A 25,656-nucleotide genomic window follows, 5' to 3' on the forward strand; every position below is an offset into this window, starting at 1 on the left:
CCTCGTGAAAGGATTCCGCAAGCATATCAAAAAACGCCAGCCGCCCGCGCATCCGTGATGCGGCGAACGGCAGCGTGTTTCGAAATTACAGCACCGACTTCAGCAGGCGGCCCATTTCCGACGGGTTGCGCGTGACCTTGATGCCGCACGCGTCCATGATTTCCAGCTTCGCTTCGGCCGTATCCGCACCGCCCGAGATCAGCGCGCCGGCATGGCCCATGCGCTTGCCCGGAGGCGCCGTGACGCCCGCGATGAAGCCGACGACCGGCTTCTTCATGTTGCCCTTGATCCACTCTGCTGCCGTGGCTTCGTCCGGGCCGCCGATTTCGCCGATCATGATGACGGCGTCCGTGTCCGGATCGTCGTTGAACATCTTCATGACGTCGATGTGCTTCAGGCCGTTGATCGGGTCGCCGCCGATACCGACTGCCGACGACTGGCCGAGGCCCAGCGCCGTCAGCTGCGCAACCGCTTCATACGTCAGCGTGCCCGAACGCGACACGACGCCGATGCGGCCCTTGCGGTGGATGTGACCCGGCATGATGCCGATCTTCAGCTCGTCCGGCGTGATCGTACCCGGGCAGTTCGGGCCGAGGAGCAGCGTCTTGCGGCCTTCGCGGCGCATACGGTCCTTGACTTCGATCATGTCGCGCACGGGAATGCCTTCCGTGATGCAGATTGCCAGATCGAGGTCGGCCTCGACGGCTTCCCAGATCGCAGCAGCAGCGCCTGCGGGCGGCACGTAGATGACCGAAACGGTCGCGCCGGTGGCGTCCTTGGCTTCACGCACGTTGGCGTAAATGGGGATGCCTTCGAAGTCTTCGCCGGCCTTCTTCGGGTTCACGCCCGCGACGAACGCTTCGCGGCCGTTGGCGTATTCACGGCAGGCACGGGTGTGGAACTGACCGGTCTTGCCGGTAATGCCCTGCGTGATGACCTTGGTGTCTTTGTTAATCAGAATCGACATGTATTGACCTCTGTTCGCTTGACGCCGCGCGTCGCGTCGACCGCTACGTGTTGCCACGGAGAGCGGACTTCGCGCCGGCACTGCGTCATTCGTATCCGCTGAAAGTTACTTGCCTTCGGCAGCCGCGACAACCTTCTGCGCAGCCTCTTCCATGCTGTCCGCCGAGATGATCGGCAGGCCCGAGTCGGCCAGCATCTTCTTGCCGAGGTCCTCGTTCGTGCCCTTCATGCGCACGACGAGCGGCACCTTCAGGTCAACGGCCTTCGAAGCCGCGATCACGCCTTCCGCGATCACGTCGCAGCGCATGATGCCGCCGAAGATGTTGACGAGGATCGCCTTCAGCTCCGGATTCTTCAGCATCAGCTTGAACGCTTCCGTGACCTTCTCGGTCGTGGCGCCGCCGCCAACGTCCAGGAAGTTCGCCGGTTCGCCGCCGAACAGCTTGATGGTGTCCATCGTCGCCATTGCGAGGCCCGCGCCGTTCACCAGGCAGCCGATGTTGCCGTCGAGCGAGATGTACGCGAGGTCGAACTTCGAGGCTTCGACTTCAGCCGGATCTTCTTCGTCCAGATCGCGGTAAGCGACGATTTCCGGATGGCGGAACAGCGCATTCGCGTCGAAGTTGAACTTCGCGTCGAGTGCGATGACCTTGCCGTCGCCCGTCACGTTCAGCGGGTTGATTTCAGCCAGCGACGCGTCGGTTTCCCAGAATGCCTTGTACAGGCCTTGCAGGATCGCGCGAGCTTGCGGAATCGAGCCAGCCGGCACGCCGATCTTCGCCGCGAGGTCGTCGGCCTGCGCGTCGAGCAGACCCGTGTCCGGATCGACGACGATATGGTGGATCAGTTCCGGATGCTTTTCGGCGACTTCTTCGATATCCATGCCGCCTTCGCTCGAACCCATCAGCACGATCTTCTGGGTCACGCGATCGACGACGAGGCTGACATACAGTTCCTGCTTGATGTCAGCGCCTTCTTCGATCAGCAGGCGGTTCACCTTCTGGCCTTCCGGGCCAGTCTGGTGCGTCACGAGCTGCATGCCGAGAATCTGGTTCGCGTACTCGCGAACCTGCTCAAGCGTCTTGGCGACCTTCACGCCGCCACCCTTGCCGCGGCCGCCCGCGTGAATCTGGGCCTTGACGACCCACACCGGACCGCCCAGCTCTTCAGCGGCCTTGACCGCGTCATCCACCGAAAACACCGGCGTGCCGCGCGGTACCGCGACGCCGAATTTCCGCAGGATTTCCTTACCCTGGTACTCGTGAATCTTCATGCGTGATTCCCTTCCGTCTGAGAGTTGGAGTGAACTTCGTTTCCGCTGTTGTTATTCATGCGCGACGGCGTCGGCCTTGCCCTCTTGGCGCGGTCCATTGTCTTCGCGCACGCTGGCAGCGTCTGCGCTGCGCTCTTTCGAACGCGGCGCGTGGCCATACCAGCGCGGATAAAACTGCTTGACCGCGTCACCGTCGAACCGCAGCGCGTGGCAGCGGCCGAGATGGAAAGGCGGTATTTCACCGGCGGCGGGTTCGTCGCCGGAAGTCTTGCCGAGATCCGGTCCGGACGCGTTGCCCGGATTGCCATTCGATGGATCCCACACGTCTCCCACGAACGCCTGGATGGCGACCGTCGGCAACACGCCCAACATTTCTGTGAGATGCGTGCAGCCCTGCGTGCCGGCAAGAAGTCGGCCCGCGTCGCGGCGGAAGTTCTGAAGGAGATTGAGCCCGATAAGGGCCCGATAGGCGGGACTGGCGTTCTGGCACTGACCGTCGTAGGGCACCCAGTCGGACGACGCCTCGGCGTCGACGACATTGAGCTTGCGATCGATCGTGATACGAAGCCAGAGTTCATGGATCGGCAAACCATTGGGCCTGACACCGGAGGCTAACACCACATCGCGAGGCTTGTGGTCGGTCAGGCACGCATCGATGTCCCACAGGCCGTCTTCGCGCTCATAGGCGACCGCCCGGATAGCGCGCTGATGACGCAACTGGCGAGGCGCGGGCGGAGAGAGCGGCATGCTGGTCAGACCGGTTTGGAAAACTTCTCGATTTTAGCATACCGATTATTTGAGACAGGCGCGATTCCGCACCCCCTGTAGAGGCTTGTTTCCAGACGTTTTTTGAGCTGCGAGGCTCAATTTTCTGAAAAATCACCCTCAAAGTCGTCTTCGACGCCTTTGAGAATCTTGCCGATGATCGACATGGAAAAACCGCGCGCGGCAAGAAATCGGGCCTGGCGCGCGCGCTCGGCGGGCGTCCCGGGCAGCTGGCCGTACTTCTTCTGCCAGACCGCGCGGGCACGCGTGAGTTCCGTCTCGCGCAACTGCGTATTCACTTCTGCGATGAGGGCTTCGCCCACGGCGTGACGCTTGAGTTCGCTGACGATGCGCCCTGCGCCCACGCGCGCGGCACGGCGATAGACGACGCTTTCCGCGAAACGCGCATCGGAGAGCCAGCCGTCGCGCTCAAGCGCGTCGAGCAACGCTTCGAGCTGGTCGGCGTCTTCCGTGTAGGTCATCAGCTTGCGCGAGAGTTCGGCGCGGCTGTACTCGCGACGCGAGAGATAGCCGAGCGCGCGGCCCTTGAGCGAGCGCTCGGGGCGCTGTTTGCTCGCGGCGGCCGCGTTGGCCTTGCGCGCGGCGCGCATCGTGGAAGTGCGCTCGTAGCTGTCGCCCTCGTCTTCGCGGACTTTATCTACGGAGCGCGCGATATCGTGCGCGTCGAACGATTCGTCATCGTCGAAATCAGGTGTGGTGGAATGAGACAAAAGCGCAGGCTCAGAATGCACAAAGCCGCGATCGCCCGAATGGGCGTCGCGGCTTTGCGAGGTGATACGGGGTGAAGCGTCGGGCCGGTTGGCGGATGTTAATTCACGACTCATGCCACGCAGGCGCCCCACCTCGTCCGAAGTCGAGGATGAAGCTTTCGCGGCCCCGGGCGACGCCGAGGCAAACCCGCGCTTGCGCATCACAGTCGTGCTCCCCCTCCAGGGCCCGATTCAGGACTTATTCTTCGTCCGCGACTTCGATTTCGCCGGAGTCGCTGGCGCCGTCGGGCATCGCGCTCACGCCGAGCTGTTCGCGAATGCGGTTCTCGATCTCGCGAGCGATGTCGGCGTTTTCACGCAGGAATTCGCGTGCGTTGTCCTTGCCCTGACCAATGCGTTCGCCGTTATAGCTGTACCACGCACCGGCCTTGTCGACGATCTTGGCCTGCACGCCCAGGTCGATGATTTCGCCCTGACGCGAGATGCCTTCGCCATAAAGAATGTCGAACACGGCTTCGCGGAACGGCGGCGACACCTTGTTCTTGACGACTTTCACGCGCGTTTCGCTGCCGATGACTTCGTCGTTCTTCTTGATCGAGCCGATACGGCGGATGTCCAGACGCACCGATGCGTAGAACTTCAGCGCGTTACCGCCCGTGGTGGTTTCCGGGTTGCCGAACATCACGCCGATCTTCATACGAATCTGGTTGATGAAGATCACCATGCAGTTCGTCTTCTTGATCGTGCCGGTGAGCTTGCGCAGCGCCTGCGACATCAGACGCGCCTGCAGACCCGGCAGCGAGTCGCCCATTTCGCCTTCGATTTCGGCCTTCGGCACGAGCGCCGCAACCGAGTCAATGACGATCATGTCGATCGAGCCCGAACGCACGAGTGCGTCGGCGATTTCGAGCGCCTGCTCGCCCGTGTCCGGCTGCGAAATGAGCAGTTCCGGCACGTTCACGCCAAGCTTGGAAGCGTATTGCACGTCGAGCGCGTGTTCAGCGTCGATGAACGCCGCCGTGCCGCCGATCTTTTGCAGTTCGGCGATCACTTGCAGCGTCAGCGTGGTCTTGCCCGACGATTCCGGGCCGTAGATTTCGACCACGCGGCCGCGCGGCAGACCGCCGACGCCAAGCGCGATGTCGAGACCGAGCGAACCGGTGGAAACCACCTGGATGTTCTCAACCGCATCGCCGTCGCCGAGTCGCATGATCGACCCTTTGCCGAACTGCTTTTCGATCTGCGCGAGCGCGGCGGCCAGCGCCTTGCTCTTCTCAGCAGTCAGCCCAGCCGAGCCTTTCTTGCTATCTTCCATGAATCGTCCTTTGCTATGATGAACGGCGTCTGATGACGGTGCACGCGGCCGCCGGCGTCACCTGGGTGACGGATGGCGAGCGGTGCTAACGAACTCGGACACTGTATAAAAAAACAGTGGTTTTGGCAAGCACGTTTTCAACTAACGCGCGCGCCGAAACCGCGAATTTTCGGAGACCGCCGTGCGCCGCCCGCAGCGAGACACCTCGCCCGCGAACCCGGCGCCGGTGCTGCGAAGCGTGCCCAGCAAGACGCGGAGCGCTTCGAAGGCAACGCTTGCGCACCATGCGAATCCTCATTGCCGAAGACGACAGCATACTCGCGGACGGTCTGGTTCGATCACTCCGCCAATCGGGCTATGCCGTTGATCACGTACGTACCGGCGTGGATGCCGATACTGCCTTGTCGATGCAGTCTTTCGACCTGCTGATCCTCGATCTGGGCCTGCCCAAAATGCCGGGCCTCGAAGTGCTGCGGCGTTTGCGCGCGCGCAATTCCAACCTCCCCGTCCTGATCCTCACCGCCGCCGACAGCGTCGACGAACGCGTCAAAGGGCTCGATCTCGGCGCCGACGATTACATGGCCAAACCCTTCGCGCTCAACGAGCTGGAAGCGCGCGTGCGCGCGCTCACGCGGCGCGGCGCGGGCGGCGGCCCGACGGTCGTGCGCCACGGCGCGCTGTCGTTCGATCAGGTCGGACGCGTCGCGCGCATTCATGACCAGGTGCTCGATCTGTCGGCGCGCGAACTGGGCGTGCTGGAAGTCCTGTTGCAGCGGCTCGGCCGGCTGGTGTCGAAGGAGCAACTGGTCGATCACCTTTGCGAATGGGGCGAGGAAGTCAGCAACAACGCGATCGAAGTCTACGTGCACCGTCTGCGCAAGAAGCTGGAGACCGGCGGCGTGCAGATCGTGACCGTGCGAGGTCTCGGCTACTGCCTGGAGAAAGAAAAAGAGGCGGCGGCGCCAGCGCAGACCCAGTCCGCCCCGCCCGCCATGCCGTCCAGCCACTACTTCAAGTAACCAGGCCGCTGCGATGGCCGATCCGGCTCTCGACGACGAAGCGCGCGACGCGCGTTACGCCAATCCCTTCGCCCCGCCCGACGAAGCCGAAGCCGCCGCCGAGGCGCGCCCGCGCTCCCTCTTCGGCGAAATCCTCGACTGGATGCTCGCCCCGCTGCTGCTGCTCTGGCCGATGAGCATTGCGGTCACCTATCTGGTCGCCAAGTCGATCGCCAACGGGCCATTCGACCGTGCGCTCGAAACCGATGCCTACGTGCTCGCGCGCCAGATCCACCCGGTCAACGGCGTAGCCGAACTGACACTGCCCGACTCCACGCGCGACTTCCTGCGCGCCGACAACGTCGACAGCGTCTATTACCAGGTGCTCGGCAGCCGCGGCGAACTGGTGGGCGGCGACCGCGACATGCCGTTGCCGCGTGACGACGACCGCCCGTCGCCCGGCCTCGTCGAATTCCGCGACGACACGCTGCATGGCATCGATATCCGCGTCGCCTATACCACGGTCGAGCCGCCGCATCTGAGCGGCTCGCAGCCCGTGCTCGTGCAGGTGGCCGAGACGCTCGACAAGCGCCGCGCGCTCGCCAACGACATCATCAAAGGCGTGATCCTGCCGCAGTTCGTGATTCTGCCGCTCGCGATCCTGCTCGTCTGGTTCGGTCTTTCGCGGGGGCTCGCGCCGCTGCACGCGTTGCAGTCGAATATCCGCATGCGCCGCCCCGACGATCTTTCGCCGCTCGAAGCGCGCCGCGCGCCGCCCGAGATCGAGCCGCTCGTGACCTCGTTCAACGACCTGCTCACGCGCCTCGAACAGAACATGGAGCTGCAAAAGCGCTTTATCGCCGATGCCGCGCATCAGATGAAAACGCCGCTCGCGGGCCTGCGCACCCAGGCCGAACTCGCGCTGCGCCAGGACGCCTCGCCCGAGGTGCATCGCTCGCTCGAACAGATCGCGATGAGTTCGGAGCACGCGGCGCGGCTCGTCACGCAACTGCTCGCGCTTGCGCGCGCCGAGAACCGCATGTCGGGGCAAATCTTCACGCCCGTCGATATCACCGAAGTCGCGCGCCATGCGGTGCGCGACTGGGTGCAGCCCGCGCTCGCGCGGCAGATGGATCTGGGCTACGAAGGCCCGGACGAGATCGTTTCCGACCGTGAACCGCAGAGCTACGAAGGCGAAGGCGCGGCATCGAGCGTCGTCGTCGAAGGCAATCCGGTGATGCTGCGCGAAATGCTGTCGAACCTGATCGACAACGCGATCCGCTACACCCCGACAGGCGGACGCATCACCGTGCGCGTGCGGCCCGAACCTGCCGCGCGCGTCGTGCATCTGGAGGTGGAGGACACCGGCATCGGCATTCCCGCCGCAGAACGCGAGCGCGTGCTGGAGCGCTTCTACCGCATCCTGGGCCGCGATGGCGACGGCAGCGGCCTGGGTCTCGCGATCGTGCGCGAGATCGCGACGATGCACGGCGGCACGCTCACCATCGACGATCACGTCTATCAGGAAACGCCGCGCCTGGCGGGAACGCTCGTGCGCGTGACGTTACGCCTGCGCACTGCCAACTGACGTACGTAAGCCGAAACTGACGACGACAGCGTCAGAAACCGGCATGGGACTTTCCCTTATCCGGCTGCCGCGCAGCGATCGCAAGGTCGCACGATCAATTAAGTTAGATGCACGTTGATAGACGTTTGCGGGTAATTTGGCGAAATTACGAGCACAAAAAGCACTCCACCCTCATTTCCATGCCCCTATAAGCGCGTCAGAACCCCGTAAGTTTCCATTCCAATAATGCTGCGCAGGACCGCCTCGAACGCGGGCCCACACGCACATCAAAATTGGAGACACATATGGCAACCGTTGGCGGACAAGTCTCGCACGCGCCGATGACCAGCGACGAAAAACGCGTGATCTTCGCGTCGTCGCTCGGCACGGTGTTCGAGTGGTACGACTTCTATCTGGCCGGCTCGCTCGCGGCCTTCATCAGCAAAAGCTTCTTCTCCGGCGTCAATCCCACCGCAGGCTTCATCTTCACGCTGCTCGGCTTCGCCGCGGGCTTCGCGGTGCGTCCGTTCGGCGCGATCGTGTTCGGGCGGCTGGGCGACCTCGTGGGGCGCAAGCACACCTTCCTCGTCACCATCGTCATCATGGGTCTGTCGACGTTCGTGGTCGGCTTCCTGCCCGGTTACGCGTCGATCGGCATTGCCGCGCCGGTGATCTTCATTGGCATGCGGCTGCTGCAGGGCCTGGCACTCGGCGGCGAGTACGGCGGCGCCGCGACCTACGTCGCGGAACATGCGCCGCCCGGACGCCGCGGCTTCTACACGGCCTGGATCCAGACGACGGCCACGCTCGGCCTGTTCCTGTCGCTGCTCGTGATCCTGGGCGTGCGCACGACCATCGGCGAAGAAGCGTTTGGCAACTGGGGCTGGCGCGTGCCGTTCGTCGCCTCGATCCTGCTGCTCGGCGTGTCGGTGTGGATCCGTCTGCAACTCGACGAATCGCCGGCCTTCAAGCGCATCAAGGCCGAAGGCAAGGTGTCGAAGGCGCCGCTCTCCGAGGCATTCGGCCAGTGGAAGAACCTCAAGGTCGTGATCCTCGCGCTGATCGGCGTGACGGCGGGCCAGGCCGTGGTCTGGTACACGGGCCAGTTCTACGCGCTGTTCTTCCTCACGCAGACGCTCAAGGTCGACGGCGCGAGCGCCAACATCCTGATCGCGCTGGCGCTCCTGATCGGCACGCCGTTCTTCCTGTTCTTCGGCTCGCTGTCGGACAAGATCGGCCGCAAGCCGATCATCATGGCCGGCTGCCTGATCGCGGCGCTCGCCTACTTCCCGCTCTTCAAGGCGCTCACGCACTACGCCAACCCGGCGCTCGAAGCCGCGACCGCGCGCGCACCGATCGTGGTGATCGCCAACCCGGACGAGTGCTCGTTCCAGTTCAACCCGGTGGGCACCTCGAAGTTCACGAGCTCATGCGATATCGCCAAGAGCGCGCTGTCGAAGGCCGGCCTGAACTACTCGAACGTGGCCGCTCCGGCGGGCACGCTCGCGCAGATCAAGGTGGGCGACACGACCATCGATACCTTCAACGGCAAGGCGCCGGGCGCCAAGGAGGCAGGCGCGGCGTTCGACAAGACGCTTTCGGGGGCGCTGAAGAGTGCAGGCTATCCGCTCAAGGCCGACCCGGCGCAGCTCAACTGGCCAATGACGGTGGTCATCCTGACGATCCTCGTGATCTTCGTGACGATGGTGTACGGGCCGATTGCGGCGATGCTGGTGGAGATGTTCCCGACAAGGATCCGCTATACGTCGATGTCGCTGCCCTATCACATCGGCAATGGCTGGTTCGGCGGCTTCCTGCCCGCGACGGCGTTCGCGATCGTGGCGGCGCGCGGCGATATTTACTCGGGCCTCTGGTATCCCATCATCATCGCGCTGGCGACCTTCGTGATCGGCATGCTGTTCGTGAAGGAGACCAAGGATTCGGATATCTACGCGCAGGATTGAGAGGGCATGCTGTTGGCGTAGTAGCCGCGATGGCTCCGGCTTCCTGAAAAAGTTTTGCCAAAGCGCTTGACAGGGTGCCAGGAGCCAGACATAATCTCACTTCTCAAGGCGAATTAGCTCAGCCGGTTAGAGCGACGGAATCATAATCCGCAGGTCCGGGGTTCGAATCCCTGATTCGCCACCAAATGCGAAAGCCGCTGTTTCGAAAGAAACAGCGGCTTTTTCTATTTCTCCACACCGAAACTTCGCTGTGCATTCACTCCCCGACTTAGCGTGCAGAAGCTATCGCTATCGCGCTTTCATGGGGAGCATCAACGTTAGCGGATGCACCGGCGACTCCCGGAAACCGTAGTACTCGTAAAACTGTTTTGCTCGCTCGTTCAGCGCATGAACCAGCAACGCTCGCACACCGGCATTTTCGGCGACGAATTGCACACGAGTCACGGCGTCCTGAAGCAAGGCTGCACCGAGTCTGGCGCCCTGCGCACGGGAATCAACGGCGAGTCTGGCGAGCACCATCACTGGTATCGGATCGGGCATATTGCGCCGTATGGCGCTTGACGTGTCCTGATGCGCAGCGGCCCCTGCTGCCAGAGCGTAATACCCAAACACGCACTGGTCCGCATCAGTCACAACAAAAGTGCGACTGGCCCCGTTCAAGTGATTGGTTAGCGCCCGCCGCTTGAGCCAGTCGTCCAGCGACGGCTCTCCGCAATTAAACCCGTCGAGTCGATGCGTCGCGGCGAGCGACTGAGGTGCTAAAAACTGCATTTCAAGCCTTGTCTGTACTCCACGGAGCCTTTATGGCCATCAGCCGCTCAAGGCCCGGATTGGCGTCTTGCGGCGCATCGAGCAACGCAGTGAACTGCCGGAATCGATCCTCGTCCAGGCTGAAAAACACCTGGTCCAGCACGATTGCTCGCGCGCGCTCGCATGCAGCCTCTAGCATGAAATCGGAGCGATTCTTGCCAAGCAGGCTGGCCGCATGGTCGATCAAATCACGCTGCTCGGGCAGTGCTCGTAAGTTGATGGAGGCGTCACGCATGACCTTCCCCTTAATGTATACACAACAGCTACACATACTATGGCGGCGTGTAGCTGTTGTCAACACAAGGCGCTCCGCTGTGATCGGCGCAAATTACACCAAACTCGTCACGCAAAATCGTCACTTGGCTGCCTGACTCCTGAATCTCTGCGCGTCGTCAAAGAAAAAGCCGCTGTTTCTTTCGAAACAACGGCTTCGTTTTTTGACGACTCAACTTCTGCCGCCCTCACCCCATCACCTTCCGCCCTCGCTTCGTCTCATACATCGCCTTATCCGCGAGATCGATCAGCGTCGTCATCTCCACACCGTCCTCAGGCAGCACCGCCACGCCAACGCTCACGGCCAGTTCGATCGTCTGCCCTTCGAACTCGAACGGCTCGCCGACCTTTTCGGTGATCCTCTGCGAGTACACCTCTGCGTCGCGCCGCCCTTCGATCCCCGGCAAGATCATCGCGAACTCGTCGCCGCCCACGCGCGCCGCCGTATCCACACGCCGGCTATTGCTCGCAATTCGTTGCGCCGTCTCCTTGATCGCAGCGTCGCCAGCACGATGACCGTAGCGGTCGTTGATCGGCTTCAAACCGTCCATGTCGAGATTGAGCACGCCCAACCCGCCCGCCGAGCGCACCGCCAGATCCACCGACTGACGCAGGCGATCGTAGAACAGCGCGCGATTCGGCAATCCGGTCAGCGCATCGTGCGTCGCGCGCAGATAAAGCTCGCTGGTCTCATGGCGCGCGGCGTGGAACATCGCCGCCGCAATCAGCCCCGAGATCAGCGAGAGCGCCGCGATGTCGTCGTCGCTGAACGCGCCGACTTCGGGCGCCACCACCTTCAGCACGCCCACCGTCGTTTCCAGGTGCTTGAGCGGCGTCACGATCATCGATCGCAATCCCGCGCGCCGACAGGCTTCGCGATCCACGCGTGGGTCGTCCTCGGAATCGTCGCAGCGCAGGATCTCGCCCGTGCTCACGCACAGTCCCGAGAGGCTCGACCCACGCGCGAGGCGCAGTCCCAGCATGTTCGCCACGCTGCCCGAGGCTGCGCGGTAGACCATGTCGTTGCCTTCGGCGAGTTCGACGGCAGCGCCCTGCGCGCCCGTCAGCAGTTCGGCGCGTTCTGCGACGAAGGCCATCACGCCGCCCAGATCGAGCCCAAGCCGGGCGATGTCCGATTGCGCGCGAATGATTTCGAGGAGCGTTGCGTTGTCGAGTTGCGAGCCGCCAGGTGCGTTCATCATCGTGTCAAACGTTTGCGGAAAGGGTTCAACGGTGAAAATGGCCAGGTTCGATGCCTACGACGTTGTAAGGCGCGACGCGCGGCATGCGCGCAGAAGCATAGCAAAATCGCGCTCGCCATCGATGGCCTGCGTGGTATGCGTGATATGCGCAGCTTCAGCCTTCGATGCGCTCGCGCGTCACGCGCAGCAACGCGGCCATCGCCGTGCGCGCGGCGTTGACGTCGCGCTGTGCAATCGCATCGGCAACGATGGTGTGGTCGGGCAGCGCGGCGTTGAAAACGTCGGCCCGTTTGGCGTTCACGCGCAACTGGCCTTCGAGTGTGCGCGCGATCAACGCCCCCAGCGGCACGAGCAGTTCGTTGCGGCATGCCGCCAGCACGGCCAGGTGAAAGCGCAGGTCGGCGCGCACCCATTCGTCCTCGTTGCGCGCGGCGGCCATCGCTGCGTGCGCTTCATCGATGCGCGCAAGCGATTCGGCGTCGTGCGCGCTTGCGGCGAGTCCCGCCGCGTACGGCTCGATCATCTCGCGCATTTCCTGGAGCTTGAGCGCGAATGCGAGCGGCGGCGCAACGCGCGCATACCAGTCGAGCAGGTCGGCGTCGAGCAGGTTCCACGCCGTGCGCTCGCGCACCCGCGTACCCACCTTCGGCCGCGATTCGACGAGGCCTTTTGACGTGAGCGTGCGCAGCGCCTCGCGCAGCACCGTGCGGCTCACGTCGAAGCGCTCCATGAGTTCGGCTTCGCGCGGCAGGACTTCGCCGGGCGCATGCTCGCCGCGCAGGATCGCGCTGCCGAGTTCGAAGGCCACCGTGCCGTGCAGATCGCGCTGAATGGCTTTTCTCCTGGATATTGGGAATCGACGAGAAATAATACTATTAATAGCACTTTAACGCGAATTCCACCGGTTTTTGCAGTAGCATGTGCTCCTACCGTTCTGCGATAGACATGGAGACACCGCATGAAAATCACCAAGCTCGAAACCTTCGTCGTCCCGCCGCGCTGGCTGTTTCTCAAGATCGAAACGGATGAGGGCATCGTCGGCTGGGGTGAGCCGATCGTCGAAGGCCGCGCGCACACGGTCGAGGCCGCCGTGCAGGAGCTGGCCGATTACCTGATCGGCAAGGATCCGCTCCTGATCGAGGATCACTGGCAGGTGATGTATCGCGCGGGCTTCTATCGCGGCGGCCCGATCACGATGAGCGCGATTGCGGGCGTCGACCAGGCGCTGTGGGACATCAAGGGCAAGCATCATGGCGTGCCGGTGCACGCGCTGCTCGGCGGCCAGGTGCGCGACAAGATCAAGGTCTATTCGTGGATCGGCGGCGACCGTCCGAGCGATGTCGCCAACAATGCGCGCGCCGTCGTCGACCGCGGCTTCAAGGCCGTGAAGATGAACGGCTCGGAAGAGCTGCAGATCATCGACACCTGGGACAAGGTTCAGGGCGTGATCGACAACGTCGCGGCCGTGCGCGAGGCCGTGGGCCCGAACGTCGGCATCGGGGTGGACTTCCATGGCCGCGTGCACAAGCCGATGGCCAAGGTGCTCGCGAAGGAACTCGATCCGTACAAGCTGATGTTCATCGAGGAGCCGGTGCTCTCGGAGAACGTCGAGGCGCTGCGCGACATCGTCAACCAGACCAGCACGCCGATCGCGCTGGGCGAGCGTCTCTACTCGCGCTGGGACTTCAAGCACATCCTGGCGAACGGTTTCGTCGACATCATCCAGCCGGATGCGTCGCACGCGGGCGGCATCACCGAATGCCGCAAGATCGCCGCGATGGCCGAGGCCTACGACGTGGCGCTCGCGCTGCACTGTCCGCTCGGGCCGATCGCGCTCGCGACCTGCCTGCAGATCGACGCGGTGAGCTACAACGCGTTCATCCAGGAGCAGAGCCTGGGCATCCACTACAACAAGGGCAACGACCTGCTCGACTACATCCGCAATCCGGAAGTGTTCAAGTATGAAGACGGCTTCGTGTCGATTCCGCAGGGGCCGGGCCTGGGCATCGAAGTCAACGAAGAGAAAGTGCGCGAGATGGCGAAGACCGGTCACCGCTGGCGCAATCCGGTGTGGCGCCACGAAGACGGCAGCGTCGCCGAGTGGTGATCGCGTGGTGAACGGCAGCGATCACGCTCGCTGACGAGCGCCGGATGTTACGGCGTTACGTGACGGCCCGTATAGGCCACGTTTCAACGCCGTAACGTTTGAGGCCGGTTTTCGGCCTGAAGGCCGCGAAGCGCCATTTGGCGCTCGCGGCCTTCGTCGTTTTCGCACACAACGATTTCTCCCGCGAAGCCGCGCCGCATAAGGCTCGCCCGCTCTCGCGAAAGCGCTCAACGCCTTGTCCGGCGCGGCCGACGCGCCGCTGGCCTGCTCCTTGCTGAATCCCCTGTGAGACCAACACAAAAAGCTACAGGGGATAACAACATGGACACCATGCTCCCGGACTACCTGATCCGCGAACAGGCCGCCGTGCTCGCACTCGTCGTCTTCGGCCTGACGCGCATCATCGCTGCCGCCGTCGCCTGCACGCGCGGCTGGCGCATCGCCGTGCTCGAACAGAGCTTTATCGGCGTCGCGGTTCTGTGGTGCGCGCCGCAACTCATCGACCTGATCGCGCATCCTTCGTCAGTGGCGGCGCTGGCCGAACTCGAAGGCAAGGCCATCGGCTGCGCGATGGCCCTGTTCTTCTCGCCGATCCTCAGCCACCGCCTCGGTTACGAATAACGGCGAGACAGCGACGTTTCAACCTTGCAACACGTAGCCCGGCACGCTGTGCGCAAGTACGGCTGCGATCACCAGCACGGCCATCATCACGAGCGCTTCGAGATGCAGCACGTTGACGAAGCGCCGGGCCGCGCCGGTCGAAGCCGCACGGCGCAGTTCGGGCATCGCCACCACGCGGTTGAAGCCGCCCAGCAGCAGCGCGAGCACGACGAGCGCAAGCTTGGCGAGCAACACGTGGCCCCACGTGCTCGCCTCCAGCGCGTCGATTGAGCCGCCGGTGCCGCGAAGGCCGTTGAACACACCCGTCGCCAGCACGAGGCCGACGGCAAAGAACGCCACGTTCGACACCTGCCCCGCCGTGCGGATCAGCACGCCGCGCGCCGTCGATGCGCCCAGCGCGGGCAGCACCGCCAGCCCGCCCGCCATCACGACGCCACTCCATGCGCTCGCGCTCAGCACGTGCAGCGTGTGCAGGCCGAGCGCCGCCGAAGCGAAGCCCGCGTCCGCCGCATGACCGAGGCCCGCGCGGCCCGCGGCCACGACGATGATCGCCAGCCACATCACGCCGTCGCGCAGCGCGCCGTTCGATGCGAGCGCCGTTGCGAGCAGCACGAGCGCGCCCGCGAACGCGATGCTCCACGCATGACCGACGTGTGTCTGGGTCAGCACCGTCGAGAGTTCGCCGAACGCGCCCGGCAGTGTCTGGCCACTGATCGACGCGCTTTCGTACAGCAGCCACATCGCCAGCGCGACGACGAGCACGAGCGCCGCCGCACGCAGCGAACGCTGCGCGCGCAGCCACGCGAGGCGAGCGGGCGCGACGGCGCTGCGCGCGTCTTTTTCGAGCCACGCGCCATAGAGCGCGGAACCCAGTGCGAAGGCATAGGCGAGATTCACGAGGGCGGCCATCGCGACCTGCCCGATCCAGAGCCAGTCAGCTTTCATCGCGCGGCGCCCTCCGCGAGTGCGAGGAATCGGCGGGCTTGAGCGGGCACATCAGCGGGCAAATCGCAGTACGCGCGGTCATCAGAGCGCGCTTGCAGCATCGGTAAGGAAAGTGCAATTGGAGTCATCGAGACGAGTGGCAAGGAAACAACAAGAAAACGGGCCGGAGGCAGTTGAGGGAGTCGCAGGCAGCATGCACGCCTTTTCGAGACGCGCCTGCTTCGATAGCCGGGGCGCGGATCGGTTCAACGGCAATGCCATCGACGCAAACCCGCTGCGCCCGCAAAGACGCAAAAAATCATGAGCGAAGGCAGGGACAATCCCGAGTCACGGATCCGCTAACAGGTGCAGAATCATAACCGGCGTCGTTGCGACCATCCGTCGCTATCGGGTTCGGGCAAGCGTGGAGACGAGGCAAGCTCACCGAAGCGGGCAGCAGGAACGTGGGAGAAGTCTCGAAAGTCGCGCAAGCGGGTCGCGCAGGTCACTTTCGGGTCGCGATGATCAAAGTTGGCTGCGTCGCCCAAGCGCACGGTCTCTTCGCTTTCATCGCGCGCAGCCTCAAGCCGGGCCGCACGAAGCCTGGTCAGGTCCACGATAAAGAATGGAGTCACGCGTGTCCCCAAGACGTATCCTCCGACCGCTCATTGCGCTCGTCGCGCCGCTGGGAGCCGCACTGCTGTTCGGCACGACCGGCATCTTCAGCGTCGCTTGCGCACAGACCCCGCAACCCAAGGCCCCCGACACGATCGAATCGCGCGTGCAGGGCTGCACAGCCTGTCACGGCTCGCACGGCCAGGGAACCGATAACGACTACTTCCCGCGCCTCGCCGGCAAGCCCGCCGAGTATCTCTACAACCAGTTGATGAACTTCCGCGACGGGCGCCGCAAGTACCCGCCGATGAATTACCTGGTCACCTATCTCTCCGACGAATACCTGCACGAGATCGCCACGTACTTCTCGCAGCAGCGGCCGCCCTATCCGCCGCCTGTCAAGCCGACGGTCGGCGACAGCGTGCTCGCGCGCGGCGAGGCCATCGTGCTGCACGGCGACGCCGGCAAGCAGATTCCCGCATGCGCCGCCTGTCACGGCGGCAAGCTCACCGGCATGGAGCCGGCGATTCCGGGTCTGGTCGGCCTGCATTCGGACTACATCAGTGCGCAGATCGGCGCGTGGCGCTCGGGCTCGCGCCACGCCAAGGCGCCCGACTGCATGCACGAGATCGCCACGCGCCTCACGGACGACGACGTGAACGCGGTCGCGGCCTGGCTCTCGACGCAAAATGCGCCGCAAAATCCCGTGCCGGCAGCGGCGGGCTCGTTGAAGACGCCGCTTGCCTGCGGCAGCGAACCGCAATAACGCGCCGGGGGAGACAGCCATATGAACCGCAAGTCCCTGTTCGCCCTGTCCGCAGTCGTGTTCGCCGCCGCCGCGGCGCTCGTGCCCGTGCTGTGGACCGGCAACACTTATCTGCACAACAGCTCGGCGCAAGCGGCCACGCCCGCCGATCAGTCCGACCTCATCAAGAAGGGCGAATATCTCGCCCGCGCCGGCGACTGCATCGCCTGCCACACGGTGCGCGGCGGCAAGATCTTCGCGGGCGGCCTGCCGATGGCGACGCCGTTCGGCACGCTCTACACGCCGAACATCACGCCCGACGACAAGGCCGGCATCGGCAAGTGGAGCGCCGACGACTTCTACCGCGCCATGCACACGGGCCGCTCGAAGGACGGCAGCCTGCTCTACCCGGCCTTCCCGTTCACGAGCTACACGAAGGTGTCGCGCGCGGATTCGGACGCGATCTACGCCTACCTGCGCTCGGTGGCGCCGGTGAGCGTGCCGAGCCGCCCGCACGAGCTCAAGTTCCCGTTCAACAACCGCAACCTGCTGATCGGCTGGCGCACGCTGTTCTTCCGCGAAGGCGAGTACAAGCCCGACCCCACCAAGTCGGTCGAGTGGAACCGCGGCGCGTATCTGGTCGAAGGCCTGGGCCACTGCGGCATGTGCCACACGTCGATCAACATGATGGGCGCGCCGGTCAACTCGTCGGCGTTCGCGGGCGGGCTGATTCCGCTGCAGAACTGGTACGCGCCGTCGCTCACGTCGAGCGAAGGCGGCCTGGGCGACTGGGACATCAAGGACATTTCGAGCCTGCTCAAGACCGGCGTATCGGAGCGCGGCGCGGTGTTCGGCCCGATGGCGGACGTGATCCACAACAGCCTGCAATACGTCTCGGACGACGACATCCACGCGATGGCGACGTATCTCAAGACCATTCCGCAGAAGAAGGAAGCGCCCGAAAACATGCAGATGGAAACATCTGATACGTTCGGCGGCGAACTCTTACAACAAGGTCAGAAGATCTACCATGACCAGTGTGCAAAGTGTCACGCGGAGAACGGCCTCGGCATGCCGCCGAATTTCCCGCCGCTCGCGAACAACCAGTCGATCCAGATGCATTCGGCTGTGAATCCGATCCGCATGGTGCTCAATGGCGGCTATCCGCCCAGCACGCAGGGCAATCCGCGCCCTTATGGCATGCCGCCGTTCGCGCAAGCGCTGTCGAACCAGGAAGTGGCAGCGGTCGTGACCTTTATTCGCATGTCGTGGGGCAACAAGGGCACGCCGGTGTCCCCACAGCAGGTGGCCGATCTGCGCTCTGCGCCGCTCGACTAGGGTTCGCCCTGCTATAGTGACGTCTGCCTGATGAGGGCGCAGCCGGCAAAACGCCGTCGGCTGCGCCCTTCGCCATTTGGCGGTCTGCGCGCTTAAGGCTGCGGCAAACCGCCCGATGCAGTCGAACGAATTTGAACGAACGTTTTTTTGAGCACGGCGCGCGAGGCGCCCGGATGCGGCGGCAAAGCGGGTTTGCCGCGGCTCCGGTGCCGGATCGGCATGACGACCCAGATCGGTCTGGAACCGACGTGGGATCGACACGACGCCGCGGGGCAAGAAGAACAAGGAGTTGTCGTCATGCACGCTGGTGAGCGTCTGAACAGCATTACTCACCTCGTGGGCGCAATGTTGTCGATCGCGGGGCTGGTTTCGCTCGTGACGCTCGGAGCGCTCGATCACGACGCGTACAAGGTCGTGAGCTTCGCCGTCTACGGCGCGATGCTCTGCGCCCTGTACACGATTTCCACGCTGTATCACGGCGTGCGCGGGCCGCGCATCAAGGCCGTGCTGCAAAAGTGCGATCACGCCGCGATCTATCTGCTGATCGCGGGCAGCTATACTCCGTTCTCGCTCGTTACGCTGCGCGGGCCGTGGGGCTGGTCGCTCTTCGGCGTGAGCTGGGGGCTTGCCGCGCTCGGCATTGCGCAGGAGCTCACGCTCGGGCGCCGCACGCGCATGTTGTCGATGGTGCTGTACGTGGTGATGGGCTGGCTCGCGCTGGTCGCGGTCAAGCCGCTCATCAGCACGCTGCCCGTGGGCGGCGTCGCGTGGCTGCTGGCCGGCGGCATCATCTACAGCGTCGGCATTTATTTTTTCGTCAATGACGAACGCATCCGGCACGGACATGGAATCTGGCATCTGTTCGTGCTCGCCGGGAGCGTCTGTCAATTCGTGAGCGTCGCGGCCTACGTCGCCTGACGCGTCGCTTCGGGAAGCGCCCTCCGGGGAATCCACACGAAGTCCATCGCGCGGCGGCCGCAGTGTCCGCGGCCGCGCGATGCAACCCAATGCCAGCCGGCGCTCTTGAGAAGCGTCGACAAGCGGCGCGCGCACTGGCGCGCCGTCCGAATAACGCGAGTGATGTACGCGCAGAGTGTGTGCACCGCATAGGCGAGCACAACACGCAGAATGCCCCCGCCGCACAGCGCGCCGGATGACGGCAGCGCCTGCCGCTCGCGATACTGCAATACAACAGGTATTTATGTCTTTCGATTCTCTCGGCTTGTCCGAACCGCTGGTCCGCGCTGTCAACGAACTGGGCTACACAACGCCCACGCCCATCCAGACGCAAGCTATCCCGGCCGTGCTCGGCGGCGGCGACCTGCTCGCCGGCGCGCAGACCGGCACCGGCAAGACCGCCGGCTTCACGCTGCCGATCCTGCAACGCCTGTCCGACATGGCGCCCCACGCGAGCGGCAAGCGCGTCGTGCGCGCGCTGATCCTCACGCCCACGCGCGAGCTCGCCGCCCAGGTCGAGGAAAGCGTGCGTGCCTACGGCAAGTACCTGAAGATCAAGTCGACGGTCATGTTCGGCGGCGTCGGCATCAATCCGCAGATCGACGCACTCAAGCGCGGCGTGGATATCGTCGTGGCGACGCCGGGCCGCCTGCTCGACCACATGCAGCAAAAGACGATCGACCTCTCGCAGCTCGAGATCCTCGTGCTCGACGAAGCCGACCGCATGCTCGACATGGGCTTCATCCACGACATCAAGCGCGTGCTCGCCAAGCTGCCGCCCAAGCGCCAGAACCTGCTCTTCTCGGCGACCTTCGCCGACGAGATCAAGGCGCTCGCCGACAGCCTGCTCGACTCGCCCGCGCTGATCGAAGTCGCGCGCCGCAACACCACGGCGGAAACCGTCGCGCAGAAGGTGTATCCGGTCGACCGCGACCGCAAGCGCGAACTGCTCACGCACCTGATCCGTCAGCACAACTGGTTCCAGGTGCTCGTGTTCACGCGCACCAAGCACGGCGCGAACCGCCTTGCCGAGCAGCTCACGAAGGACGGCATCAGCGCACTCGCGATCCACGGCAACAAGAGCCAGTCGGCCCGCACGCGCGCGCTCTCCGAATTCAAGGACGGCACGCTGCAGGTGCTGGTCGCGACCGACATCGCCGCGCGAGGCATCGACATCGACCAGCTGCCGCACGTGGTCAACTTCGACCTGCCGAACGTGCCGGAAGACTACGTGCACCGTATCGGCCGTACCGGCCGCGCGGGCGCGACGGGCGAAGCGGTGTCGCTCGTCTGCGTGGACGAGCATCAGCTGCTCAAGGATATCGAGCGCCTCATCAAGCGCCCGGTGCCGCAGGAAGTGATTGCGGGCTTCGAGCCGGATCCGGATGCCAAGCCGGAGCCGATCCAGCGTCGCGGCCAGCCGCAGGGACGCGGCCAGCAACAAGGCCGTGGCCAGCAGCAAGGTCAGGGGCGCGGTGCGTCGCAAGGCGCGAACGGTGGCGGCGCGAAGCCCGCGCAAGGCCGCGAGTCGCGTGGCGGCCAGCGCGAAGGCGGCCGCGAAGGTGGCCGTGAAGGTGGTCGCGACGGCGGCCGTGACGGCAACCGCGCTTCGGCTGGCAACGGCGGCCGTAACGGTGGAAATAATGGAAATGGTGGCAACGGCGGCCAGCGCGCAGCCAGGCCCGAATCGAACGGCATCCGCACCGCCAAGCCCGTGAAGCAGCAAGGCGCAGCGAATCATAGCGCAAGCCAGGGCGGCAACCCGGGCAACCGTGGCGAGCACACGCGCCGCGAAAGCCAGCGTGGCGTCTCGCACGAGAGCGCACTGGGCCGTCCGCAGCGCAAGCCGCAGTCGAATCCTGGCGCCCTGCTTGGCGGCGGTGGCCGCTCGGGCGGCTCGCGCCGCGACGGCAACGGTCAGCGCGACCGCTAAGCCGCCAGCCAGACGAACAAAAGGCCCGCTAAGCAGCGGGCCTTTTGTTTTATCGACGCCGAATTGATCGACGTCTAGGAATCAGCGGAAAAACACGTGCTGCGTGATCTTGGTGAGCGGGTAATGCACGCTCGGCTGAATGCGCGCAGGCAGATTGAGCGGCTTGAGCAGCATCTTCACGCACATATCGGCGGAGAGGTTGTGGCGCACCAGCTTGTTCACGCGCGCGGTGAGTTCGCGATTGTAGGCGGCATCCTGCACGCGATCGGGATAGCGAACCGCGAACACGTGGCGCAGCGCGATCTCCGAGTCCTCGTTCTTGATCTCCATCACGCGACGCATCAGCGCACCGAGCACCGCCAGGCGGCCCTGCCCCTCGACCTGGTTGTACTTCTTGAAGTACTTGAAAAAGTGCTTGTAGTGGCGCACTTCGTCGCTGCGGATGTTGTCGGTGATTTCCTTGAGCACCGGCTCGTCCGAACATTCGCCGATCGCGCGATACAACGTGGCCGTGCCCGTCTCCACTACGCAGCGCGCGACCATCTCAAGCGCGCGCGTCTTCTCGAACTCTTCGAACGAGCAGGTCTTCGAATATTCCTCGAAGAAGTTGCGGAAGGCGGTGTCCCAGTCGAATTCCGGCCACACGTAGTTGATGTAGGTCTTCAGCGCGCGGCCGTGCTGCATCTCCTCGTGTTCCCACTCGTTGTTGAGCCAGTCGGAGACTTCCGGGTCGCCGTTGAAGAACACGCTAAGGTTGCTCGTGTAAAGATCCGAGCCACTTTCAATAAACGACGACGCGCACAGAAGCAGCAGCAGATCTTCGTTGGCTGCGGCACGCTGTCGGTCGATCCGCGTGAGGTCGATGTCTTCGATGCGCCAGGGCATCACGTGTCCCGGCTCATTTTCATTGCGCATTGTGTCGTACTCCCAAAGCGGTATCGGCCATGCTGCGCCGGTCCTCGCTACCCGGTCTTGCGCCCAGGCCGCGTAGCGAAAGGTACCAGCCCTTATTAGTTCATCTTAGCTGCTGTTTCGCAAAGCTGCAGTCTGAGAGCACAGACCGATCCCGATCCCCACAGTTCCAGGAAGGTTCGACTTGTAAGCCCCGTGTGAGCGGGTGGCCAGACTTATGCAATCTGCGACAAGCAGCGGATTCAGGCCGGCCTTTCAAATGGCTTTGGAGCCCTGTCTCGCGCCGCGCCCGATGGCTTCTGGCGCGCAATCCTCTGCAATCCTTTGCAATTGGCGCGCCTGAAAGGAAGTATTCAGCCGACCAGGCGCTAAAACGCATAACCGAGGAATCCTTCCACTCCCCGCGCTTGACGACCTGCGCCGCGGCGTCGCGACGCTCGCGCAGCAAGCCGCAGGCGCACGCGCACAATGACGGCGACCCATGCCGCATTGCATCGACGCGGACAGCAGCAAGCGCCGCGAACCATTGCGCATTCTTGCGTCGCGGCACGAACTTCAAGTGAAATCAAGGATCTGCGCGCGAGCCTCGACCGCCGCTGCGCGCACCGAATGTCAAACGGAATATTTTTGGGGTGTGGTTTGTACAACGCAGCGCGTTTGCCTACACTGCAGTTCCCCGGCGCCGATCCAGGCTGGATGCCGTTTTGTTGATTCGGTTGTCGCGTCGATCGACCTTCAGGCCGATGACGCACGACAGCAAACGGGCCGCTCATCCAGCACACGCATCGCGCCGTCGCAGGCTTTCGCGCACGATCACCGCATGACTGTCAGCACGCCGTCCCAGCCCGGCCGCGCATGTTGACCTCTGATGCGGCAACACGGAGAGAAAGATGCTGAGTCCGCATGAATTCGCCACCCTGCTGCTAGTGAAGGACGCGCCCAACCAGATCGACATGGAACGCGAAGAACTGGACGCCCTCCTCGAACGCCAGCTTGTCCAACTGGAACGCCTCGCCTCCGGGCTCCAGCAATGGCGGCTGACTGAAATCGGCGACTCTGCGTTGCGCGCGATCAAACGGTGTTCATGAACCCGGTGTTCATGACCCAGACAGGCTTTTGGCTATATGCCCGTCTTTCAGCCATGACTAGCCACGACTTGCTTTAATCCCCATTTTCTCGACCTGTGCGGACGCCGGGATCGTTCGCCAGCACGCTGTGTCGAGTCCGTCCCCGATGCAGGCGCACGGCAGTCGATTTCGCGCCTGCAGTGCATGGTCACGCGGACCCGCGCGCTTCATGCCCGCGTGACCATCTTTTTCTGCAGCAGGTGTGTCCGCGTTTGCTCAACCTCGCTTAACCGCCGCGCAAGGTCGGATCCGCCGATGCGCGCCAGGTGAGCGCCTGCGCGCGCTGCGCATTGAGGTAGGCGACCCACGCATTGCGCGCCTGCGCATCGCCGGCATTCGCTGCATTCGCCGAGTAGTGCTGCGCGAGTCCCGCCTGGAAGCCGCAGAACTGATCCTGCGGCAGCTTGCCGTGGCGGTTCGCGACATACGCGTCATAGACCGCCGAATAGACCGCCTGCGCGTCCGCGCCGTAATCGGCTTGCTGCGCGCCGCACATCTGCTGCAAATCGGCATATGCCGGCGCACGCCAGCCACCAGGCAGTCCCGACGTATTCGCGCAGCCGGCCGTCGTTGCCGCCACCAGCACCATCGCGCCGATCATCGCAAGTCCACGCATCGTGTTCCTCGTTTGTCTCGATTGTTCCGTTGCCCATTGGATCGCTCATTGTCGCATCGTGCGGTGCGCGCGACAGCCTGGCCGTCCGGCCTGACCTTCCCGGGCGCCGCCCCACGCTCAAAAGCACGTATCATTAGGCATTCAATCTCCCGCCTTGCCGGCCCCGCGCGGACTCGCCGCCTGATTCGGGCCGCAAGCTTCCCCGCTTTTTTCGTCTTGCGCATGATCGACCATCTCATCTGCGACTGCGACGGCGTGCTCGTCGACAGCGAAGTCATCGCCGACCACGTCATCTTCGAAACCCTCAGCCGCACGTTTCCCGGCGTCGACTTCCGCGCCGCCGTGGCCGGAGCGTTTGGCCAGCAGACCTCGCGTTTTCTCGCCGATGTCGCCTCGCGCTTCGACCTGACGATGCCCGAGAATTTTCTCGACACCATCGATCACAACTGCGAAGTCGCCATCGCCGAATCGGTGAGCCCGATCAACGGCGTGCGCGACGCGCTGCGCCGGGTCACGCTGCCCGCCGCCGTGGTCTCGAACAGCCGCCTCACGCGCGTGCACGCCTCGGTGCGGCGCGCCGGGCTCGATACGATTTTCGGCGAGCGCGTCTTCAGCGCCGAAATGGTCGCGCGACCCAAGCCCTATCCGGATGTCTATTTGCACGCGGCGAAGACGCTCGGCGTCGAACCGTCGCGCTGTCTCGTGGTCGAGGACAGCATCTCGGGACTGAACGCCGCGCGCGCGGCCGGGATGAAAACAATCGCCTTCGTGGGCGCGAGCCATATCCCGTCGGGTTACGCCGACGTCCTGCGCGAAATGGGCATCACGCGCATCATGGAACACATGGACGAGTTGCCCGCGCTCGTGGAAGCGGGCGTGCGCGGCGAATTCGGCGACGTGCAATCGTAAAGTCAGCAGATCGCCAGCCATTCGCCAGCCGCGCGATAAACAAAACGGCGCGTGGGCCATCAAGGCCGCACGCGCCGCTTTCGCTTCGTTTTCGCTTTCAGGGACGCTGCGCAGCGTCCTCGATCATCAGGTCAAACCAGCTCGGCGCTACGCTCGCGCGCGAGTGCCAGCGATTCGCGGAACTCGACCAGTTCGGCGATCGTGAGCATCGGCAGGTTGTGCAGCTTCGCGAAGTCGTCGACCTGCTGGCCGCGCGCCATCGTGCCGTCCGGGTTCATCAGTTCGCACAGCACGCCGGCGGGCGCGAGACCCGCGAGCGCAGCCAGGTCGACCGTGCCTTCGGTGTGGCCGCGGCGCGCCAGCACGCCGCCCGGCTGCGCGCGCAGCGGAAACACGTGGCCGGGGCGCACGATGTGCTCGGGCTTGGCGTCGGCGGCGATGGCCGCGCGGATCGTCGTCACGCGGTCGGCAGCCGACACGCCCGTGCTCACGCCGTCGCGCGCCTCGATCGAGACCGTGAAGGCGGTGCGGTTGCGGCTTTCGTTGTGCGAGACCATCGGCGGCAGTTCGAGCGCGCTCACCTTCTCGTCGGAGAGGCACAGGCAGACGATGCCGCTGCATTCGCGGATGAACAGCGCCATCGTCTCGTTGGTCAGGTGCTCGGCGGCGCAGACGAGATCGGCTTCGTCTTCGCGGTCGTGGTCGTCCTGCAGCACGACCGGACGGCCTTCGCGCATGGCTTGCAGCGCAGCGGCGATACGCGGCGGCACCACTTCGGTTTCAAGAAGGGGAAGATCGTCGATGGCGTCGAAAGGCACATCGGCGGACACAGCATTGCGGGTAAAGGACATGTGAAACGCTCCTCGCAAGAGTTGGGCGAAAAACGTTTCAGGGCATTGCAAACAGACAGGAATCCCCGTCGCACGTCGTCCGGCGCACGCCACGCGTGCCGACAACCGGCCGATAGAGCCAATCGACGACAACACGC

The 25,656-nt window shown here is 64.1% G+C and carries 24 protein-coding genes and 1 tRNA gene; 12 read left to right on the top strand and 13 right to left on the bottom strand.

Annotated features, from left to right (window positions below):
- Nucleotides 1-85: 85 nt before the first annotated feature.
- From sucD to recA, 5 genes are all read right to left on the bottom strand, one after another.
- Nucleotides 86-967 (bottom strand): succinate--CoA ligase subunit alpha, encoded by an 882-nt coding sequence (sucD, locus tag BBA01S_RS19150; protein WP_027817870.1) that lies wholly within the window; start codon nucleotides 965-967, stop codon nucleotides 86-88.
- A gap of 105 nt (nucleotides 968-1,072) precedes the next feature.
- Nucleotides 1,073-2,239, bottom strand: a complete 1,167-nt coding sequence (gene sucC, locus BBA01S_RS19155; protein ID WP_027817871.1) for an ADP-forming succinate--CoA ligase subunit beta — start codon at nucleotides 2,237-2,239, stop codon at nucleotides 1,073-1,075.
- Nucleotides 2,240-2,290: 51 nt separating this feature from the next.
- A complete protein-coding gene (locus BBA01S_RS19160) occupies nucleotides 2,291-2,986 on the bottom strand; it encodes a DUF2889 domain-containing protein (RefSeq protein WP_027817872.1) in 696 nt (231 codons plus the stop codon).
- 116 nt (nucleotides 2,987-3,102) lie between these two features.
- On the bottom strand, nucleotides 3,103-3,849 hold the full coding sequence (recX, locus tag BBA01S_RS19165; protein ID WP_042297561.1) for a recombination regulator RecX: 747 nt from the start codon (nucleotides 3,847-3,849) through the stop codon (nucleotides 3,103-3,105).
- Nucleotides 3,850-3,973: 124 nt separating this feature from the next.
- The gene (gene recA / locus BBA01S_RS19170; protein WP_027817874.1) at nucleotides 3,974-5,050 is read right to left on the bottom strand and encodes a recombinase RecA; all 1,077 of its coding nucleotides are present in this window, start codon (nucleotides 5,048-5,050) and stop codon (nucleotides 3,974-3,976) included.
- Between the two features lie 284 nt (nucleotides 5,051-5,334).
- Here recA and BBA01S_RS19175 point away from each other — a divergent pair, with 284 nt between their 5' ends.
- From BBA01S_RS19175 to BBA01S_RS19190, 4 genes are all read left to right on the top strand, one after another.
- Entirely contained in the window at nucleotides 5,335-6,069 is a 735-nt protein-coding gene (locus BBA01S_RS19175) for a response regulator transcription factor (protein WP_027817875.1), read from the top strand.
- A 13-nt stretch (nucleotides 6,070-6,082) separates the two neighbouring features.
- Nucleotides 6,083-7,636: a sensor histidine kinase gene (locus tag BBA01S_RS19180; RefSeq protein ID WP_027817876.1), complete on the top strand. Its 1,554-nt coding sequence runs from the start codon at nucleotides 6,083-6,085 to the stop codon at nucleotides 7,634-7,636.
- Nucleotides 7,637-7,920: 284 nt separating this feature from the next.
- On the top strand, nucleotides 7,921-9,579 hold the full coding sequence (locus BBA01S_RS19185) for an MFS transporter (protein WP_027817877.1): 1,659 nt from the start codon (nucleotides 7,921-7,923) through the stop codon (nucleotides 9,577-9,579).
- Between the two features lie 107 nt (nucleotides 9,580-9,686).
- Nucleotides 9,687-9,763: transfer RNA gene (locus BBA01S_RS19190), tRNA-Met, on the top strand.
- A gap of 104 nt (nucleotides 9,764-9,867) precedes the next feature.
- Here BBA01S_RS19190 and BBA01S_RS41805 read toward each other — a convergent pair.
- The 4 genes from BBA01S_RS41805 to BBA01S_RS19210 all read right to left on the bottom strand — a co-directional run bounded on the left by BBA01S_RS41805 (nucleotide 9,868) and on the right by BBA01S_RS19210 (nucleotide 12,672).
- Nucleotides 9,868-10,350 carry a GNAT family N-acetyltransferase gene (locus BBA01S_RS41805; RefSeq protein ID WP_042297538.1) on the bottom strand — a complete coding sequence of 161 codons (483 nt, stop codon included), beginning with the start codon at nucleotides 10,348-10,350 and terminating at the stop codon, nucleotides 9,868-9,870.
- A gap of 1 nt (nucleotide 10,351) precedes the next feature.
- Nucleotides 10,352-10,624, bottom strand: a complete 273-nt coding sequence (locus BBA01S_RS19200; RefSeq protein ID WP_042297562.1) for a type II toxin-antitoxin system TacA family antitoxin — start codon at nucleotides 10,622-10,624, stop codon at nucleotides 10,352-10,354.
- Nucleotides 10,625-10,850: 226 nt separating this feature from the next.
- The gene (locus BBA01S_RS41810) at nucleotides 10,851-11,864 is read right to left on the bottom strand and encodes a sensor domain-containing diguanylate cyclase (RefSeq protein WP_156965993.1); all 1,014 of its coding nucleotides are present in this window, start codon (nucleotides 11,862-11,864) and stop codon (nucleotides 10,851-10,853) included.
- A gap of 154 nt (nucleotides 11,865-12,018) precedes the next feature.
- The gene (locus tag BBA01S_RS19210; RefSeq protein WP_084162315.1) at nucleotides 12,019-12,672 is read right to left on the bottom strand and encodes a FadR/GntR family transcriptional regulator; all 654 of its coding nucleotides are present in this window, start codon (nucleotides 12,670-12,672) and stop codon (nucleotides 12,019-12,021) included.
- 150 nt (nucleotides 12,673-12,822) lie between these two features.
- On the opposite strand from BBA01S_RS19210, the gene dgoD reads away from it, so the two are divergent.
- Nucleotides 12,823-13,971: a galactonate dehydratase gene (gene dgoD / locus BBA01S_RS19215; protein ID WP_027817880.1), complete on the top strand. Its 1,149-nt coding sequence runs from the start codon at nucleotides 12,823-12,825 to the stop codon at nucleotides 13,969-13,971.
- Between the two features lie 321 nt (nucleotides 13,972-14,292).
- Nucleotides 14,293-14,592: a hypothetical protein gene (locus BBA01S_RS19225; RefSeq protein WP_027817881.1), complete on the top strand. Its 300-nt coding sequence runs from the start codon at nucleotides 14,293-14,295 to the stop codon at nucleotides 14,590-14,592.
- 18 nt (nucleotides 14,593-14,610) lie between these two features.
- Here the strand turns inward: BBA01S_RS19225 and BBA01S_RS19230 are convergent, their stop codons facing one another.
- A complete protein-coding gene (locus BBA01S_RS19230; RefSeq protein WP_027817882.1) occupies nucleotides 14,611-15,537 on the bottom strand; it encodes a CopD family protein in 927 nt (308 codons plus the stop codon).
- Between the two features lie 604 nt (nucleotides 15,538-16,141).
- Here BBA01S_RS19230 and BBA01S_RS19235 point away from each other — a divergent pair.
- From BBA01S_RS19235 to BBA01S_RS19255, 4 genes are all read left to right on the top strand, one after another.
- On the top strand, nucleotides 16,142-16,897 hold the full coding sequence (locus BBA01S_RS19235) for a c-type cytochrome (RefSeq protein ID WP_027817883.1): 756 nt from the start codon (nucleotides 16,142-16,144) through the stop codon (nucleotides 16,895-16,897).
- Between the two features lie 21 nt (nucleotides 16,898-16,918).
- Nucleotides 16,919-18,214 carry a c-type cytochrome gene (locus tag BBA01S_RS19240; RefSeq protein WP_027817884.1) on the top strand — a complete coding sequence of 432 codons (1,296 nt, stop codon included), beginning with the start codon at nucleotides 16,919-16,921 and terminating at the stop codon, nucleotides 18,212-18,214.
- 297 nt (nucleotides 18,215-18,511) lie between these two features.
- On the top strand, nucleotides 18,512-19,132 hold the full coding sequence (gene trhA / locus BBA01S_RS19245; RefSeq protein WP_027817885.1) for a PAQR family membrane homeostasis protein TrhA: 621 nt from the start codon (nucleotides 18,512-18,514) through the stop codon (nucleotides 19,130-19,132).
- Nucleotides 19,133-19,415: 283 nt separating this feature from the next.
- On the top strand, nucleotides 19,416-21,104 hold the full coding sequence (locus BBA01S_RS19255) for a DEAD/DEAH box helicase (protein WP_027817887.1): 1,689 nt from the start codon (nucleotides 19,416-19,418) through the stop codon (nucleotides 21,102-21,104).
- An 81-nt stretch (nucleotides 21,105-21,185) separates the two neighbouring features.
- Here the strand turns inward: BBA01S_RS19255 and BBA01S_RS19260 are convergent, their stop codons facing one another.
- Nucleotides 21,186-22,019, bottom strand: a complete 834-nt coding sequence (locus BBA01S_RS19260; RefSeq protein ID WP_042297541.1) for a ferritin-like domain-containing protein — start codon at nucleotides 22,017-22,019, stop codon at nucleotides 21,186-21,188.
- An 887-nt stretch (nucleotides 22,020-22,906) separates the two neighbouring features.
- Between BBA01S_RS19260 and BBA01S_RS19270 the strand changes: the two genes are divergently transcribed.
- Complete coding sequence (locus BBA01S_RS19270; protein ID WP_027817889.1) at nucleotides 22,907-23,104, top strand: hypothetical protein; 198 nt, start codon at nucleotides 22,907-22,909, stop codon at nucleotides 23,102-23,104.
- Between the two features lie 265 nt (nucleotides 23,105-23,369).
- Here BBA01S_RS19270 and BBA01S_RS19275 read toward each other — a convergent pair whose 3' ends face one another.
- Nucleotides 23,370-23,759: a hypothetical protein gene (locus tag BBA01S_RS19275; RefSeq protein ID WP_027817890.1), complete on the bottom strand. Its 390-nt coding sequence runs from the start codon at nucleotides 23,757-23,759 to the stop codon at nucleotides 23,370-23,372.
- A gap of 222 nt (nucleotides 23,760-23,981) precedes the next feature.
- On the opposite strand from BBA01S_RS19275, the gene BBA01S_RS19280 reads away from it, so the two are divergent.
- Entirely contained in the window at nucleotides 23,982-24,668 is a 687-nt protein-coding gene (locus BBA01S_RS19280) for an HAD family hydrolase (RefSeq protein WP_027817891.1), read from the top strand.
- Between the two features lie 131 nt (nucleotides 24,669-24,799).
- Here the strand turns inward: BBA01S_RS19280 and ribB are convergent, their stop codons facing one another.
- Nucleotides 24,800-25,519 carry a 3,4-dihydroxy-2-butanone-4-phosphate synthase gene (ribB, locus tag BBA01S_RS19285; protein ID WP_027817892.1) on the bottom strand — a complete coding sequence of 240 codons (720 nt, stop codon included), beginning with the start codon at nucleotides 25,517-25,519 and terminating at the stop codon, nucleotides 24,800-24,802.
- Nucleotides 25,520-25,656: the final 137 nt, after the last annotated feature.

It is taken from the genome of Paraburkholderia bannensis NBRC 103871, assembly GCF_000685015.1.
GTDB lineage: Bacteria > Pseudomonadota > Gammaproteobacteria > Burkholderiales > Burkholderiaceae > Paraburkholderia > Paraburkholderia bannensis.

Coding starts and splice junctions, on each gene's coding strand:
- sucD (WP_027817870.1), bottom strand. CDS start 967: ATGTCGATTCTGATTAACAAAGACACCAAGGTCATCACGCAGGGCATT.
- sucC (WP_027817871.1), bottom strand. CDS start 2,239: ATGAAGATTCACGAGTACCAGGGTAAGGAAATCCTGCGGAAATTCGGC.
- BBA01S_RS19160 (WP_027817872.1), bottom strand. CDS start 2,986: ATGCCGCTCTCTCCGCCCGCGCCTCGCCAGTTGCGTCATCAGCGCGCT.
- recX (WP_042297561.1), bottom strand. CDS start 3,849: ATGAGTCGTGAATTAACATCCGCCAACCGGCCCGACGCTTCACCCCGT.
- recA (WP_027817874.1), bottom strand. CDS start 5,050: ATGGAAGATAGCAAGAAAGGCTCGGCTGGGCTGACTGCTGAGAAGAGC.
- BBA01S_RS19175 (WP_027817875.1), top strand. CDS start 5,335: ATGCGAATCCTCATTGCCGAAGACGACAGCATACTCGCGGACGGTCTG.
- BBA01S_RS19180 (WP_027817876.1), top strand. CDS start 6,083: ATGGCCGATCCGGCTCTCGACGACGAAGCGCGCGACGCGCGTTACGCC.
- BBA01S_RS19185 (WP_027817877.1), top strand. CDS start 7,921: ATGGCAACCGTTGGCGGACAAGTCTCGCACGCGCCGATGACCAGCGAC.
- BBA01S_RS41805 (WP_042297538.1), bottom strand. CDS start 10,350: ATGCAGTTTTTAGCACCTCAGTCGCTCGCCGCGACGCATCGACTCGAC.
- BBA01S_RS19200 (WP_042297562.1), bottom strand. CDS start 10,624: ATGCGTGACGCCTCCATCAACTTACGAGCACTGCCCGAGCAGCGTGAT.
- BBA01S_RS41810 (WP_156965993.1), bottom strand. CDS start 11,864: ATGATGAACGCACCTGGCGGCTCGCAACTCGACAACGCAACGCTCCTC.
- dgoD (WP_027817880.1), top strand. CDS start 12,823: ATGAAAATCACCAAGCTCGAAACCTTCGTCGTCCCGCCGCGCTGGCTG.
- BBA01S_RS19225 (WP_027817881.1), top strand. CDS start 14,293: ATGGACACCATGCTCCCGGACTACCTGATCCGCGAACAGGCCGCCGTG.
- BBA01S_RS19230 (WP_027817882.1), bottom strand. CDS start 15,537: ATGAAAGCTGACTGGCTCTGGATCGGGCAGGTCGCGATGGCCGCCCTC.
- BBA01S_RS19235 (WP_027817883.1), top strand. CDS start 16,142: ATGGAGTCACGCGTGTCCCCAAGACGTATCCTCCGACCGCTCATTGCG.
- BBA01S_RS19240 (WP_027817884.1), top strand. CDS start 16,919: ATGAACCGCAAGTCCCTGTTCGCCCTGTCCGCAGTCGTGTTCGCCGCC.
- trhA (WP_027817885.1), top strand. CDS start 18,512: ATGCACGCTGGTGAGCGTCTGAACAGCATTACTCACCTCGTGGGCGCA.
- BBA01S_RS19255 (WP_027817887.1), top strand. CDS start 19,416: ATGTCTTTCGATTCTCTCGGCTTGTCCGAACCGCTGGTCCGCGCTGTC.
- BBA01S_RS19260 (WP_042297541.1), bottom strand. CDS start 22,019: ATGCGCAATGAAAATGAGCCGGGACACGTGATGCCCTGGCGCATCGAA.
- BBA01S_RS19270 (WP_027817889.1), top strand. CDS start 22,907: ATGCTGAGTCCGCATGAATTCGCCACCCTGCTGCTAGTGAAGGACGCG.
- BBA01S_RS19275 (WP_027817890.1), bottom strand. CDS start 23,759: ATGCGTGGACTTGCGATGATCGGCGCGATGGTGCTGGTGGCGGCAACG.
- BBA01S_RS19280 (WP_027817891.1), top strand. CDS start 23,982: ATGATCGACCATCTCATCTGCGACTGCGACGGCGTGCTCGTCGACAGC.
- ribB (WP_027817892.1), bottom strand. CDS start 25,519: ATGTCCTTTACCCGCAATGCTGTGTCCGCCGATGTGCCTTTCGACGCC.